This window comes from Hymenobacter koreensis (assembly GCF_039541855.1).
In the GTDB taxonomy this organism is placed as follows: domain Bacteria; phylum Bacteroidota; class Bacteroidia; order Cytophagales; family Hymenobacteraceae; genus Solirubrum; species Solirubrum koreensis.
In genome coordinates, this window is sequence record NZ_BAABHA010000010.1 from 624,966 (window position 1) to 638,111 (window position 13,146).

General features: G+C 59.9%; 12 protein-coding genes. 6 read left to right on the forward strand and 6 right to left on the reverse strand.

Translation table 11 applies throughout. The annotated features are described in order from the left end of the window. Positions 1-7: 7 nt before the first annotated feature. Positions 8-2,767: a hypothetical protein gene (locus ABD903_RS16710; RefSeq protein ID WP_345226173.1), complete on the reverse strand. Its 2,760-nt coding sequence runs from the start codon at positions 2,765-2,767 to the stop codon at positions 8-10. Positions 2,768-2,821: 54 nt separating this feature from the next. Further along, on the reverse strand, positions 2,822-3,520 hold the full coding sequence (locus ABD903_RS16715) for a hypothetical protein (protein WP_345226175.1): 699 nt from the start codon (positions 3,518-3,520) through the stop codon (positions 2,822-2,824). 36 nt (positions 3,521-3,556) lie between these two features. On the opposite strand from ABD903_RS16715, the gene ABD903_RS16720 reads away from it, so the two are divergent. The 3 genes from ABD903_RS16720 (at position 3,557) to ABD903_RS16730 (ending at position 6,452) form a co-directional block, all read left to right on the forward strand. Beyond that, positions 3,557-4,138 carry a hypothetical protein gene (locus tag ABD903_RS16720; RefSeq protein WP_345226177.1) on the forward strand — a complete coding sequence of 194 codons (582 nt, stop codon included), beginning with the start codon at positions 3,557-3,559 and terminating at the stop codon, positions 4,136-4,138. A 135-nt stretch (positions 4,139-4,273) separates the two neighbouring features. After that, on the forward strand, positions 4,274-4,822 hold the full coding sequence (locus tag ABD903_RS16725) for a hypothetical protein (protein ID WP_345226179.1): 549 nt from the start codon (positions 4,274-4,276) through the stop codon (positions 4,820-4,822). Between the two features lie 151 nt (positions 4,823-4,973). Then, on the forward strand, positions 4,974-6,452 hold the full coding sequence (locus tag ABD903_RS16730; protein WP_345226181.1) for an APC family permease: 1,479 nt from the start codon (positions 4,974-4,976) through the stop codon (positions 6,450-6,452). 80 nt (positions 6,453-6,532) lie between these two features. Here ABD903_RS16730 and ABD903_RS16735 read toward each other — a convergent pair whose 3' ends face one another. From ABD903_RS16735 to ABD903_RS16745, 3 genes are all read right to left on the reverse strand, one after another. Continuing rightward, positions 6,533-7,225: a carboxypeptidase-like regulatory domain-containing protein gene (locus ABD903_RS16735; protein ID WP_345226183.1), complete on the reverse strand. Its 693-nt coding sequence runs from the start codon at positions 7,223-7,225 to the stop codon at positions 6,533-6,535. Positions 7,226-7,492: 267 nt separating this feature from the next. Next, a complete protein-coding gene (locus ABD903_RS16740; RefSeq protein WP_345226184.1) occupies positions 7,493-7,912 on the reverse strand; it encodes a hypothetical protein in 420 nt (139 codons plus the stop codon). A gap of 56 nt (positions 7,913-7,968) precedes the next feature. After that, complete coding sequence (locus ABD903_RS16745) at positions 7,969-8,727, reverse strand: DUF547 domain-containing protein (protein ID WP_345226186.1); 759 nt, start codon at positions 8,725-8,727, stop codon at positions 7,969-7,971. A gap of 213 nt (positions 8,728-8,940) precedes the next feature. On the opposite strand from ABD903_RS16745, the gene ABD903_RS16750 reads away from it, so the two are divergent. The 3 genes from ABD903_RS16750 to ABD903_RS16760 are packed head-to-tail and all read left to right on the forward strand — an operon-like array spanning position 8,941 to position 11,982. Then, positions 8,941-10,287 carry an NAD(P)/FAD-dependent oxidoreductase gene (locus ABD903_RS16750; protein WP_345226188.1) on the forward strand — a complete coding sequence of 449 codons (1,347 nt, stop codon included), beginning with the start codon at positions 8,941-8,943 and terminating at the stop codon, positions 10,285-10,287. Between the two features lie 25 nt (positions 10,288-10,312). Beyond that, the gene (locus ABD903_RS16755; protein ID WP_345226189.1) at positions 10,313-10,549 is read left to right on the forward strand and encodes a hypothetical protein; all 237 of its coding nucleotides are present in this window, start codon (positions 10,313-10,315) and stop codon (positions 10,547-10,549) included. Positions 10,550-10,587: 38 nt separating this feature from the next. Next, complete coding sequence (locus tag ABD903_RS16760; protein WP_345226191.1) at positions 10,588-11,982, forward strand: 4Fe-4S binding protein; 1,395 nt, start codon at positions 10,588-10,590, stop codon at positions 11,980-11,982. Positions 11,983-12,114: 132 nt separating this feature from the next. Here ABD903_RS16760 and ABD903_RS16765 read toward each other — a convergent pair whose 3' ends face one another. Then, positions 12,115-13,116 (reverse strand): alpha/beta fold hydrolase, encoded by a 1,002-nt coding sequence (locus tag ABD903_RS16765; protein ID WP_345226193.1) that lies wholly within the window; start codon positions 13,114-13,116, stop codon positions 12,115-12,117. Positions 13,117-13,146: the final 30 nt, after the last annotated feature.

Here is a 13,146-nt window from a genome sequence, read left to right on the forward strand (position 1 = left end):
GCAGCTTCTAATTCAGCCGGATGGCCAGGCGCTTTAACTCACTGCCCGTCACGCGGTAGAGCTGGTATAAATTGGCTGCCGGGTCGTAAGCCAAGCCAATGGTCGGGGCCTGGCTGTCGAACGGTTCCCCGCCCAACAAGCGGCCACGGGCATCGTAGAGATAGGCTTTGCCGGGGCCGGTTTCGGTAATCACCAACACTTGCCGCCCGGTCCCGAAGTCAAAAAACTGCACGGGCTTTTCGGCCGAAGTAACAAAGCGCTGCTGCACCAGCTGACGGCCGGAGGCATTAAACACGGTTAGTTCGCCCAGTCCATTGTCGCGGGCCACCACAAAGCGTTGCTGGCTCTGATCGGGCACCAGCCGGAAGCTGCTGGTGCGGCTCCAGGTGGTCAGGCGCCGCCGTTGCACCACGTCGCCGGAAAGCGTGAAGCTTACCAGCTCGCCGTGCTGATTCACAACGCTAAGGCGGGTGCGGCGCAAAGTAGCTCCAGCCTCCACAAAAGCTCCGCTGTTCAGCCGGGCGCCTACGCTAATGGGGAAACCCGGCATGGCATTGCCCAGCGCGTCAAAAGCAAACACGTAGCCGTTTTGCAGCAAGGCCACCACTACTTCGCGCGCCCCTATTGTTAGCAATACGGGCGGGCCTGCCAGCGGAAAATCGAGGCGTTTGGGCTGCCAGCCAACCGGAGCATTACCATTGGTATCGTAGAGGTAGAGGTTGGCGTAGCGGTCGGCCACCAGCACCCGGCCGGAGCGAGTTTCACTGGCTGGCGCGCTGCTGATGAACGCGGCTTGCAGGGTATCGGGTAAGTTCAGCGGAAAGTTAGCCGCCGAACGGCCGCGACTATCCAGCAAAAACACCCGATTGTTAGCAGCTAACAAATAGTGCGGGGGCGAATCGGGCCGCAGCCGTAACGGCTGCGGCGGGGCCAGCAGCGGCCCTCCCAGCGAGTCTGACCAAGCCACGGTATTGTCGGGCGTAACGTAGTGGGCCACGCCGGCGCGGTCCTGCACCAGCACCGCCGACCTTCCACTCCCCTCCGGCAAAGCGAGCAAAGCAGGGCCAACGGCCGCCAGCCCCGCCCGAAAATTCAGCGCACTGCCGGCTCCGGCCTGGGTTTGCGGGCGTGCCACGGCAGGGCCCACCGGCGGATGACGCAACACCAACTGGGTGTAGTATTGCCCGTCGTTCTGCCGTTGCGGGGCATCGTGGGGCACAAACTGCAGTCCTACCTGTGGAAAGCGTTTGAATAGGTTTTCGTTGCGCAGCAGGCCCGCACGGCGGTTTTCCCCCAAGGCGCGTAGCAGCAGGTTCCAGCTGTTGCGCGTGTCGAGCAGAATGCTGAGGCGGGCAAGCGGCGCGGTTTCCTGGAGGAATGCCACCTGCGTGGGGGACCGACTCCATACGCTGCCGGCTGCTACATCGGATAACCACGCGCGCAGGGCGGTAGGGTCGTCGGCCAGGGCCAGGTATTCGCCTACCACGGCAGTAGCCCCCACGCTCGGTACGGTTTCATCGGTAGAGCGGCCAAACAACGGCCCCAACAGCCGCTCGGCCAAGTGCGGCACGCCCGCTTGCTGTAACTGATAGGCTCCTACCCGCTCGAACGACGGGCTGGTGCTGGTGGCCCGGCGCAAACGGCCCAGCAGCTGAGCGGTTCGGGCGGGGTTGGGGCAATGCACCAGCGCCAGGCGCCCGGCCCGTACCCGGGCCGAAGGCGTAGCTAGGTAGCACATGGCCACTTCGGAGCCTAAAGAAGCCGCCACACTGTCGATTAAGGCCGAGGTGGTGTCGGTAATGGTTCGGCCGCGGCGCAAAGAGGCCGGCGTGGCGCCCAGGTGTACCAGCGCGGCCGTACGGGTACTCAGCACGCTGGCCATGCGCAACCGAGCGGCGGGCTGCCCGTGCAGGCGCTGGTGCAGGGAATTAGCGGCCGACTCGGGATTGGAAAACCCGTTGAACAACACACGGTTGCTGGCTACTTTCATTTCCAATAGGCCGTTGCGGCCCAAGCTGCTGAGCTGCTGAAAGGCGGGCTCCAGATCGGCGCGAAAAAACAGGCTAAGGAAAGCCGGCAGCTGCCGGTAGTTTACCAGCACCGTGGCGTCTACATCCTTGAGCTTGAGGTAATCGGTGTCGCGAAAATCAGCCGCGATAGAGGGTTGTCCCGGTCGTTCCTGGCGCCGGACTACGTTTTCCACCAGCGCATCATTAGAACTCATTACCAGCGTATTGCGGTAATTATAATAGGTAATTCCCCCGCCGGCGCCGCGCTCCTCTATGCGGGTGAGTTGCTGACCGCGGTATTCGCGCACGCTCACCCGAAAACGCGGGTCTTTGCCCAGGCCCTCGGTCAAGGTGCGAATCTGCCGGTGTTGCCGCACGCTGCCCACGGGCACCAGAAACAACAGATCGAACTGGGTTTCGCTGGTTACGTGCACCGAGGTAAGCACCATTTTGGTACCCAGAAAATTAAGCAGCGAGCTACGTGGCCCGCTTCCGCTCAAACTATCGAGAATGGCCACGTTCTCTTCCATTTGCTGGAAGTAGCGTACGGTAGTGAGGTTGTCCCAGAGCTGGGTTTCCTTAAGGTGACGCACCAGCATGGGATGGTCGCGGGTGGCGGCCACCAACACGGCATCGTCGGGCACCAGGGCCCACAGGTCTACGGGGGTACGGGCCACCGTACGCCGGTAGTACACCCACGACGCAACGGCCGAGATGAGCAGCAAACCCGCAAGAAAAACCAGTAAACGTTGCGACATGCAGCGGCAGCCTCGGAAAAACAGGGTAGCGGCAAAGGTAGCGAGCTATTCGTGCTACGGCCGTGCAAGGGTGCCGCTGGGCTGGGGTTTTACCGTAATGCGCAGCGTGTTGCTCGTTAGAAACACCCGGGGCACCTGCCGCAGGCGCGTTAGCACGGTATCGGTAACAGGGCTTGGGGCTTGCAGCGTGTCCAGTCCCCATTTGGTTACGTTCAGCTCGCGGGTGCAGTACAAGAAGTGAATGTTGTACGTACCCGGCGGCAACGTGGGGTATACGGCTGGTACTGAAAACGGGAAACGAGTCATGCGCTCCAGCGGGTTAAAGCTCTGGCCGGGTTGCAGGGTGGTGAAGTCGGCGGGCAGAATACCGTTGAGGTGCCCCGCATCGGCCGGTGCCGTGGGGGCCGGCCCTTCCAGGCGAACCACCGAAACATAGAAAGCCGCTTTCGGGCTCCGGCTCACCGACTCGGACCCTTGCAGGGCGCTGACGAGGGTAACGGGGGCGTGTGTATGGTTTTTGATGCGCACCCGCAGGATAATGGGCTCGTAGGCAGTGTACTCAGCGGTTATGGGCTCGATAACGCAGCGCAAGCCACGGGACGCCAGCCGAGGCCGCTCGTCGGGCATTACACGCTGAGCTTGTAGGTCCAAGCCATTAACGCCAAGCAGCAACAGCAACAGGTAGCGCCCAAACATCTGGAAAGCGGGAAAGTAGAGTGAACTGATTACGCTCGTGTCGGGCGACAAAAACATACTCGTATATTCGGAAATATACGCGTTTTCCTGCCCATGCCGCTCCGCCACTCTTTTGTCCGTTGGCTTCTGCTCCTGCCTTTGTCGGGCCTGATTAGCGGCTGTTTTGACCTGCGCGAACCGGAGCCGGCTACCGCTGCCGGGGAATGGGTGCAGCCCACCAGCGTGGACGTACTTCTGAGCAATTTTGTTACGGCCGTGCAGCGCATGAATCCGGCCAACTACGAACGGTGCTTCGCCCCGCAATACCGGTTTTACCCCGACCCTTCGGCGGCGGGCTCTACCAGTGCCGCGCTGTTCGTGAACTGGGGCGTGCGCGAAGAACTGGATTACTTCAACAGCCTGCGCCGACGTACGCCCGCCACCGCCCAAAACCAGCTTACCTTAACCGCCCGGCGCGACCAGCTTTTTTCGCCTGATTCGGCCGAGGTTTCAGCCCAGTACCAGCTCACACTCGCGCAGCAGGACACGGCCTACCGGTTTAAGGTCATGGAAGGCAATATTCGACTGATCATGCGCCGCCGCAACAACGAATGGCAGATATCTGGCTGGCGCGACGTGGCCACTTCCAACCGCCCCGTATGGACCGAGGCAAAAAAATACTTTATCCGAAACTGATGCTTCAAAAACAGTCGGGGTAGCTGCGCCGTTAATACGCCGCCAAGCTAAGGCGCTGCCGCTCCGGGCAGTTAACTACCTGATTGCGCTTGTGTATGGCGTTGCTTACCTTCACCCACTTCTAGTTGCTGTCCGGTGCCGTTTTCGCTCGTCACTTTCGTTGCCTGGGTTAAACCGCGCCAGCTGGGTGCTTTGGGCACGGTGCTGCTGGTATCGGCCTGCAACCCCTTTGCCCCGGCCCTCGACGACGAAACGGCCGACCCAAACCAACTGCTCGGCAACCCGGTAACGGTGCGCGGCTTCTTCGACCGGTTTCGGGCCGCCTACCAGCTCCGCGACTCCACCCTCTACGGGCAGCTGCTTACGCCGCGCTTCCAGTTCACCTACCGCGACTTTGCCGCCAACGCCGACCGCAGCTGGAACCGCGACGTGGACGCCACCACTACCTTCAAGCTGTTTCGGGCTGCCCGTACCGCTAACCTACAGTGGACGCAGTACCTCTCTACCTCCGACACGGCTTACTCCGATACCCTCGCGTATGTGGAGCGCGGGTTTTCGCTCAGCATTGAGCAGCGCGACAATACCCGCTACGATGGCACCGGAACCGCGCGTTTGGTGCTCGTGCGCAAGAACCGTAACGAACCGTGGCGCATGCGCTCCTGGTACGACCGCAGCGAGTTTTAGGCTCCTTAATCAAGCCGTAGCACTCCTCGTAAGGTCCTTACCCCGATTCAAAACGCCGTTATAACATAAGCCTACCGGTCTGGTGGGCTTTTTTATTGGTTCATATCCTGCCCAAACGTCTATCTTCCCGCTTTTAATCCTACTCCGCCGCATGAGCGACCCGCAACCACAAGGCCACTTCCAACGCGCCATTACTCTTTTCGATGCCATCATGATTGTTACCGGCAGCATGATCGGCTCCGGTATCTTCATCGTCTCTTCCGATATTGCCCGGCTTGTGGGCTCCACCGGCTGGCTGCTGGTGGTGTGGCTGGTAACGGGTGTCATTACCCTAGCCGGGGCAGTGAGCTACGGCGAGCTGGCCTCCATGTTCCCGAAGGTGGGCGGGCAATACGTATACCTGCGCGAGGCCTACAACAAGCTGGTAGCGTTTCTGTATGGCTGGTCACTGTTCTTGGTAATTCAAACCGGGGTTATTGCTGCCGTGGCTGTGGCTTTCGCCCGTTTTGTTGGGGTGCTGGTGCCTTGGTTTAGCGAAAAGAACATCCTGTTCGAACTGGGCCCGGTGCGCTTCAGCACGGTAATGCTGCTGGCCATCGTCATGCTGGTGGGCCTTACGTGGATCAACTCCCGGGGCGTGCGCGGCGGCAAGCTGATTTCCAACATCTTCGGCTCGACCAAGCTGGTGGCCTTGGCCCTGCTCATCCTTGTAGGCCTGTTCATTGGCGTGAACGACGAAGCCGTAAGCCAGAACTTCACCAACATGTGGCAAGCCGCCCGCTACGACGCCCAGGGCCAAGCCGTGCCGCTGACGGTGTGGGGCTTGGTGGCCGCCATCGGCCTGGGCATGACCGGCTCCCTGTTCAGCTCCGATGCCTGGAATAACATCGGCTTCTCGGGCGACGAAATTGTGCGGCCCGAGCGCACCATTGTGTTGAGCATGGCTATTGGAACGGGTATCGTTACGGGACTGTACCTGCTCATTAACCTTGTGTACCTACTGGTACTGCCGTTGAATGGCAACCCCAACGCCGCCGAAACCGACGTAATCGGCCGCGGCATTATGTACGCCGCCAACGACCGGGTGGGCACTGCGGTAGCTCAAAGCATCCTGGGCAACGGCGGTGCTGCCGTTATGGCCGTTCTCATCATGATCAGCACCTTCGGAGCCAATAATTCCATTATCCTGAGCGGGGCCCGCGCTTACTACGCCATGGCCAAGGACGGGCTGTTCTTCCCTGGCCTGGCCCGCCTAAACCGCGCTGGCGTACCCGGCGTGGCGCTATGGGCCCAGTGCCTATGGGCCAGCCTGCTCTGCCTGTCGGGCTCTTACGGCCAGCTGCTCGACTACGTGATGTTCTCGGTAATTCTGTTCTACGTCATCACCATCGTGGGCATTTTCGTGCTGCGCCGTACCCGTCCCGAGGTTCCGCGCCCGTACCGGGCCTGGGGGTATCCGCTGGTGCCGCTGCTGTACATCGTGCTGGCTTCGGCTTTCTGCATGATTTTGCTGTTCGATGCCGACAAGGGCCCGCAGGCGCAATACGGCCTGCTGCTGGTGGCGCTGGGCATTCCGGTGTACTTCCTCTTCGGCAAACGCTTCGCAAATCGAACGAACGACGAGTCGTAGGTTTTTACGTAAACCGTTTTCACAAAAAAGCCGCGCTTACATAGAGTAAGCGCGGCTTTTTTGTGAAAACGGTTCAGCAATTACCGCCGACGGCCGCGACGGGCATCGTCGCTGGGCACCAGGGTTACGCTGATGGGCTGACCACCGCGGGCGCGCATCTCCTGATCCTGGTAGCCACCGTAGCCGTACACGAGCGTGTTTTCACCAGCCGGTACTTCCAGGGTGTAGTTGCCGTTGCCATCGGTGCCGGTACCCCGACGCGAGCCTTTCACAAAAACCGTAGCCCCTGCCAACGGACGGCCTACCTCGTTCAGCACACGTCCCGAAAGCGTTACCATGCGGGGCGCCTCTTCCACTGCCGGCGCGGCAGCCTCCTGTACCGGCTCGGGCGTGGCCACAACCGCCGGCAACGACGCCGTGGTGGGCTCCAGCGCATCTATTTCTTCACGCTGCACGGGTTTCTTAACGGCAAGCGCAGGCTTGTTCTTTTCAGGAGCATCGGCGGGAGCAGCGGCAACTTCCTCCACGGCGGGTTTGGGGGCCTCTTCAACCTCGCGGGTTCCTACCACGCTGGCACCCATCAATTCAAAATTGGGCATCTGGCCGTTGGCAATGCGCTGACGGTTACTCGCCGGAACAAACACAAAGGCCAGACCGCCGATTAGCAGCACCAGTACGGCAATGATTGCCAGCTTGCGGTTGCCAGAGTCCAGCGAGTCTTCCTCGCTGTGCAGCTGCTCGTCGGATTCAGTTGTTTCGTAATCAACTTTCATAAGAAGGTGGTGAAGGGGACGCAGAGAAATTTAATACCTGGAGCAGTGCAAGCAAACCATTTGGGCTGTTTTGGTGGCTTGTCTTTGTCTCGGGTACCCTAAATATATTGATATCGGACATGCTGTGCTGCAAATCCTAAAATAATTTCGCCAAAGGGCCCTGTTTTCGGTGGAAAACAGGGCCCTTTGGCGAAATCCAGAATTTCGGTAGCAGCCTTACCTCGGGCTTGACCCGAAAAGTGCCATTTCAGACCATTCCGGCACCTTCTAATCCTGAACCGGATTGGCGGGGCCGCTAGGTTCTTTGTCGCCGAATGCCTGCTGGCGGGTACGCAGGTTTGCTTCGTGGTCGAGCTCGTACGTGCCTTCTACCTCAAAGCCGGGGCCCTGCTGCTTACCAGGGTCGGTTTCGTGGTCGTTGCCGCCTTGCGGGGTTGTTTCACTGCCCTGTATGTGCAGGTTTTCCAACTGGTCCTTTTGGCCTTGCTTCTGGCTGTACCCCCGGGCACCGGCGTTGCGGTAGGCCGTGGGGTCTTTGTCCACGTCGGTATTGTTGTTGATTATTTGCTCGAAGTCGCGTTCCTGCTCTTGCTGCTCGTCGCGCTTGGTAACATCTTTCTGGCGCTTGATCTGCTCGTTTTCGTCGCCTTTGGTGCCTTCGGTATTTAAATTCAAGGGAGTGGCCATGGTTGCGGTAGGTTAGATACTCTCCTTTCCTACGCAGGGCCGCGGCCGGGTGTTGTTTAGCGCTGGTCGTTGAGGCCCCAGTCGTAGGTGTAATAGTCGATTTTGTAGCTGGCAGGAATGGGTTTGTCCAGGTATTGATTGATATAAGCCAGTACGGTTTTGCCACCGGCCTTAAAGTCGCCGTCGTACCACTTAAATATTTCCGAGAGCTGCACTTTACCGGCAGCATCGTCGCGGCGCAGGAACTGCGGGTCGCGCAGTACCCGCCGGGTTTGCGCATCCAACTGTTCGTCGAGGCCATCGGCCCGGTACGGCTCGGCCACCAACCGGGGGCAACCCTTGGCGGCGCACACCAACGCAAAATGTATACGAGCATCGCCAAATGGCTTACGCAGCTTATTAGCTTCCAAGCCATTAAGCGTCATACTTTCACCTGCCACTTTATGTCTTTTGGTATCAAAAAACCCGGGCAGTTTCATTACCGATGGCGTAGGGTAGCGCTCCACCACCGAGCTAATTACGAGTACGTTGTAGGCGTTCAGGTAGAACGCCTTACGCTCGGCCGCGGTGGCCGCTTTAGCGTCGAACGACTCGATTTGCTTGACTAGGGCCTTTAACTCGGTGGGTGCTTTTTGAATGGCAGCGTAGTTAACCGAACCATTAGCCGCCACGTGTTTTTTCAGGAAAGCGCCTGTTTGCGTTGTGAAATCAGAGACAGAATTGGACGGAGCCGCACTGCCGGAATAAGCCACCAGCGTCAACAGGAGCGCAAAGAATACACCGCACACGGCGCGGGACAATCCGACAAAAGGCATACCGAAGTAAGTAAGGCAAAACAAACGCCGCCCCGCAGGGTATGGCAAGGACGCGAATAAACTCCGCACGGATCCGGGCAGTTGTTCGGCGCTCATCCAAGTACCGGGCCAGTACGGACAATTCAGCATTACGTTTTGTTTACAACTGGCTACTGCCGCCGCACCCGCAAACCTTGTAGCTTGCAAGGCCTCGTTTTCCCGAGCTTTACTTCCATGCACCTCGTCATCATCGGTAACGGCATTGCAGGCGTCACCTGCGCCCAAACCGTTCGTCGCCTGCGCCCCGATGCCCGCATTACCATTGTATCGGAGGAAAGCGCGCACCACTATTCCCGTACCGCGCTGATGTACGTGTACATGGGGCACCTGCGTCCGCAGGACATCAAACCCCACGAAGACTGGTACTGGCCTGAGAATCGTCTGGAGTTGGTTCACGCCACCGCTACAGCCCTGGATGCTGATCAGCGCACGGTGCAGCTGAGCACGGGCCATGCCCTGCGTTACGACAAGCTGCTGTTGGCCACGGGCTCCGTAAGTCGGTTTGCCAATTGGCCCGGCCGGGAGTTAGAGGGCGTGCAAGGCCTATACAACCTCCCTGACCTGGACCGAATGGAACGCACCACGCGCGGTATTCAGCAGGCGGTGGTGGTGGGCGGTGGGCTGATTGGGGTGGAGCTAGCCGAAATGCTGCGCAGCCGGAGAGTGGCCGTAACCATGCTCGTGCGCGACGCCCGCTACTGGGGCTCGGTACTGCCGCCCGAAGAAGCCCGGCTAGTCGACCAGCAGCTGGAGCACCACCACGTAACCGTGCGCTACGACACGGAGCTGCGCGAAATTCTCGGTGATGCTACCGGCAAAGTGCGGGCCGTGGTCAGCTCTGCCGGCGAGGAAATTCCCTGCCAGTGGGTGGGTCTGGCCACCGGGGTAACGCCCAATCTGGCACTGGCTCGTACGGCCCCGGGTCTGGAAACCGACCGCGGCATTCTTGTGAACGAGTTTCTGCAAACCAACCTGCCCGATGTGTACGCCGCCGGCGACTGCGCCCAGCACCTCCTTCCTGCCGCGGGCGAAGTGCCCGTAGAGCAGCTTTGGTATACGGGCCGCATGCAGGGCGAAACAGTCGCCCATACCATTTGCGGGCAGCCGGTGAAGTACAACCGCGGCCCCTGGTTTAATTCGGCGAAGTTCTTCGACCTCGAATACCAGACCTATGGCCGTGTGCCTGCCGGCCCCGAAGCCGGCGTGAGCAGTTTTTACTGGGAGCACCCAAACGGCACCGCGGCGTTGCGAATCAACTTTCAGACGGCGGTGCCACATGCCGTGCAGGGCTTTAATAACCTGGGCCTGCGCCTGCGCCATGAAGTTTGCGAAAAATGGCTTCGGGCCGGCACACCCGTCCAGGAGGTGCTGGCGCAGTTGGGTGCCGCGAACTTCGACCCGGAATTTTTTCCCCAATTCGAGCCGTTGGCACTGGCAGCGTTCCGCTCTCAGTTTCCGGACTTTGCCCCGGTACAGCTCCGCTTGCGCAAAGGCCTGTTGAGCCGACTGCTGGCCCGGTGACGCCGCCTTTACCGTACTTGCTACCATGGACAAACTCGATCTGCGTAAACTTTACGTACCTGCCGCCCTTAATTCCTGGCAAACCATTGCCGTTACCGGGCTCATTATGAGCGCCGCCGCGCATGTGGTGCTGCTGTTGCTGAACCAGGACCGCCCCGATGGCTTTAACTGGCTGTACGTGTGCTGGACGGCCCTGTACATCGTTGGGTCGTTGGCCAACCTGTTCGGCAAACCCGACGAGGACCACCACCATCACCACTAACAGGCCTTACCCGCCGCTCCGTTGCCCTTCCCTTCGCCATGCCCGCCGCATCCCTCTACCCCAGCCTAGCCCTCGCCGATTCGCCACCCGACACGCCCTGGCTGGAACGCCTGTGGCTGACGCTTGTTGCCGTGGGCTTGCTGGCCTTAACCGTGGCCGGGCTCACGTCCAGTTTCAATTACCTCGCCTTTTGGGCCGGGGTTTTGCTGGTTAGCGCGGGCACGCTGGGCTGGAGCCGTTACAAATTTGGGCAGCGCCCCGCCGGCGTGCATCAGAATTACCTTTGGGTGCGCGGTAGCACCGGCCGCGGGGCGGTGGCCTGGGTAACGGGCGTGGTGCTAACGGGCTTTTACGTGGTGCTGTACTGGTGGCCCGAATACCTCGAAAACCTCGTTCGCCCGCTCGATGGACTGAGCCAAAGCCTGCGACAGAGGCCGGCCGACCAGTGGTTTTTGTATGGCACTTTTTACACGCTGGCCGTGCTGCTGATGGGCGTGCGGGCACTGTACAAGTACCGCCATTCCCGCTACCAAATCATTCGCACGGTTTCGGTCATGTTCTTTCAGTTTGGGCTGGCTTGGCTGATTCCGGCATTGCTGCTGGCTTTGCAAAAACCGGAGTACTACTTCAGCTACTTCTGGCCTCTGAAATACGACTACCTGTTTCCAGGCACGGTAGATTACCTGGTGCGCGACGGCAAAGCCCTCGGTGTGTTCATGGTTTTTTGGGGCGCGGTTATGTCGTTCGTGGCCACGCCCGTACTCACGTACTTCTTTGGGAAACGCTGGTATTGCTCGTGGGTGTGCGGCTGCGGTGGCCTGGCCGAAACTGCCGGCGACCCGTACCGCCACCTCTCCGACAAAAGCCGGGCCGCCTGGCGTCTGGAAGTTCGTCTGATATACCCCATCCTGGCCTTGATAGTACTGGTTACCGCTGTGCTGTGGCTGGGGGCCGCCGGAGTGTTGCCCGCGTGGTTCACTACCGATTCGACTTCCAGCATCGGGCTGTTCAACAACATCAGTCCTATTGACAGCCTGGGCAAGTTCTACGGCTTCGTTATCGGAGCCGTGTTTTCGGGCGTTATTGGCGTGGGATTTTACCCCATTTTGGGCAGCCGCGTGTGGTGCCGTTTCGGGTGCCCCATGGCGGCTTACTTGGGGTTGCTGCAGAAACACTTATCCCGTTTTCGCATCACCACCAACGGGGCGCAGTGCATTTCGTGCGGTAACTGCTCGAACGTGTGCGAAATGGGCATCGACGTGAAGCAGTACGCCCAACGTGGCGAACCAATCATCCGGGCGTCGTGCGTGGGCTGCGGCATGTGCTCCACGGCTTGCCCCCGCGGTGTGCTGAACCTGGAAAACGGCCCACGCGAAGGACGCTACCAAGGCAGCCAGTTGATTCACGCCGATTCACTGCGGATCTTGTCATGACCACTACGCATAAGCTTAAAGTACTTGCGGGCCGTGAAACGGATTGCATGGCCGCCCTCAAACGCAATGGCTGCGCTCGTGACAATTACAATTCTCAGGTTGAAGCCCAACTTTCCCAATAGAAAATAAATTCTACCGCAAAAACGCCAGCAGCTCGCGGTGGAAAACCTCCGGCGCTTCCAGGTGCGGAATGTGGCCCGCTTTCTCCAGCGCCACCAGCTTGCTCCCTTTAATAGCGGCGGCCGTGCGTTTGCCCAGCGCCGGGTACTGCCCTAAAGTGGCCAGCACTTTGGGCTCTTTCACCAAGCCTTTGCCCACCACGGTTCGGTCCTGCTGCCCCATTACCAGCAAGGTAGGCGCACGCACGCGGTCGAACTCATATACCACGGGCTGCTGGTAAATCATGTCGTAGGTGAGGGCATTGGCGCGGGCTACTTTGGGGAAATCCGCGTGGCGGGTTTGGGCGGCTAAGGGCAGCAGCCACTCGTCGTGGGCTTTGGGGTAGCCGTTGGGGTAATAGGTAGCGTGGTATTTCCGAATGCTTTCCTCGGTGCTTTTGCGTACGGTAGCTTCGGCCTGCTCTACGCTCTGAAAGGGCACGCCGCGGCGGTAATCCTCCAGGCCGATGGGGGTTTCGAGCACCAGCCGCTCGGTGGTTTCGGGGTACTCTATGGCGAAGCGCGTAGCCAGCATGCCGCCCATACTGTGGCCTACCACCACGGCTTTTTTAACGCCCAGCGTGTCGAGCAGCCGCTTGGTGTTGCGGGCCAGCAAGTGGAACGAGTAATGAATATCGGGCTTATCGGACTTGCCGAAACCCACCTGATCGGGTACCACCACGCGGAAACCGGCGTCGGTTAGCGCCTGAACGGTACCCCGCCAATAAGCCCCGAAGAAGTTTTTGCCGTGCAGGAGCACCACGGTGCGGCCGTTAGCTTTACCGCCGGCGGGCACGTCCATGTACGCCATGCGCACGGCTTGGCCCTCGAGGCGCAACGGCAGATATTTTACCGGATGCGGGTACTGGTAACCGTCGAGGGTGGCGTTAAGGGCGGTGGATGGAGTAGTTTGCTGGGCCTGAGCGCCCCAAACGTTACACCAGAACAAGCACAGGAAAACTACAAGACAACGCATTGGCAGGCAGAAAAAGTAAGCTTTTCTCTT

Coding starts and splice junctions, on each gene's coding strand:
- ABD903_RS16710 (WP_345226173.1), bottom strand. CDS start 2,767: ATGTCGCAACGTTTACTGGTTTTTCTTGCGGGTTTGCTGCTCATCTCG.
- ABD903_RS16715 (WP_345226175.1), bottom strand. CDS start 3,520: ATGTTTTTGTCGCCCGACACGAGCGTAATCAGTTCACTCTACTTTCCC.
- ABD903_RS16720 (WP_345226177.1), top strand. CDS start 3,557: ATGCCGCTCCGCCACTCTTTTGTCCGTTGGCTTCTGCTCCTGCCTTTG.
- ABD903_RS16730 (WP_345226181.1), top strand. CDS start 4,974: ATGAGCGACCCGCAACCACAAGGCCACTTCCAACGCGCCATTACTCTT.
- ABD903_RS16735 (WP_345226183.1), bottom strand. CDS start 7,225: ATGAAAGTTGATTACGAAACAACTGAATCCGACGAGCAGCTGCACAGC.
- ABD903_RS16740 (WP_345226184.1), bottom strand. CDS start 7,912: ATGGCCACTCCCTTGAATTTAAATACCGAAGGCACCAAAGGCGACGAA.
- ABD903_RS16745 (WP_345226186.1), bottom strand. CDS start 8,727: ATGCCTTTTGTCGGATTGTCCCGCGCCGTGTGCGGTGTATTCTTTGCG.
- ABD903_RS16750 (WP_345226188.1), top strand. CDS start 8,941: ATGCACCTCGTCATCATCGGTAACGGCATTGCAGGCGTCACCTGCGCC.
- ABD903_RS16755 (WP_345226189.1), top strand. CDS start 10,313: ATGGACAAACTCGATCTGCGTAAACTTTACGTACCTGCCGCCCTTAAT.
- ABD903_RS16760 (WP_345226191.1), top strand. CDS start 10,588: ATGCCCGCCGCATCCCTCTACCCCAGCCTAGCCCTCGCCGATTCGCCA.
- ABD903_RS16765 (WP_345226193.1), bottom strand. CDS start 13,116: ATGCGTTGTCTTGTAGTTTTCCTGTGCTTGTTCTGGTGTAACGTTTGG.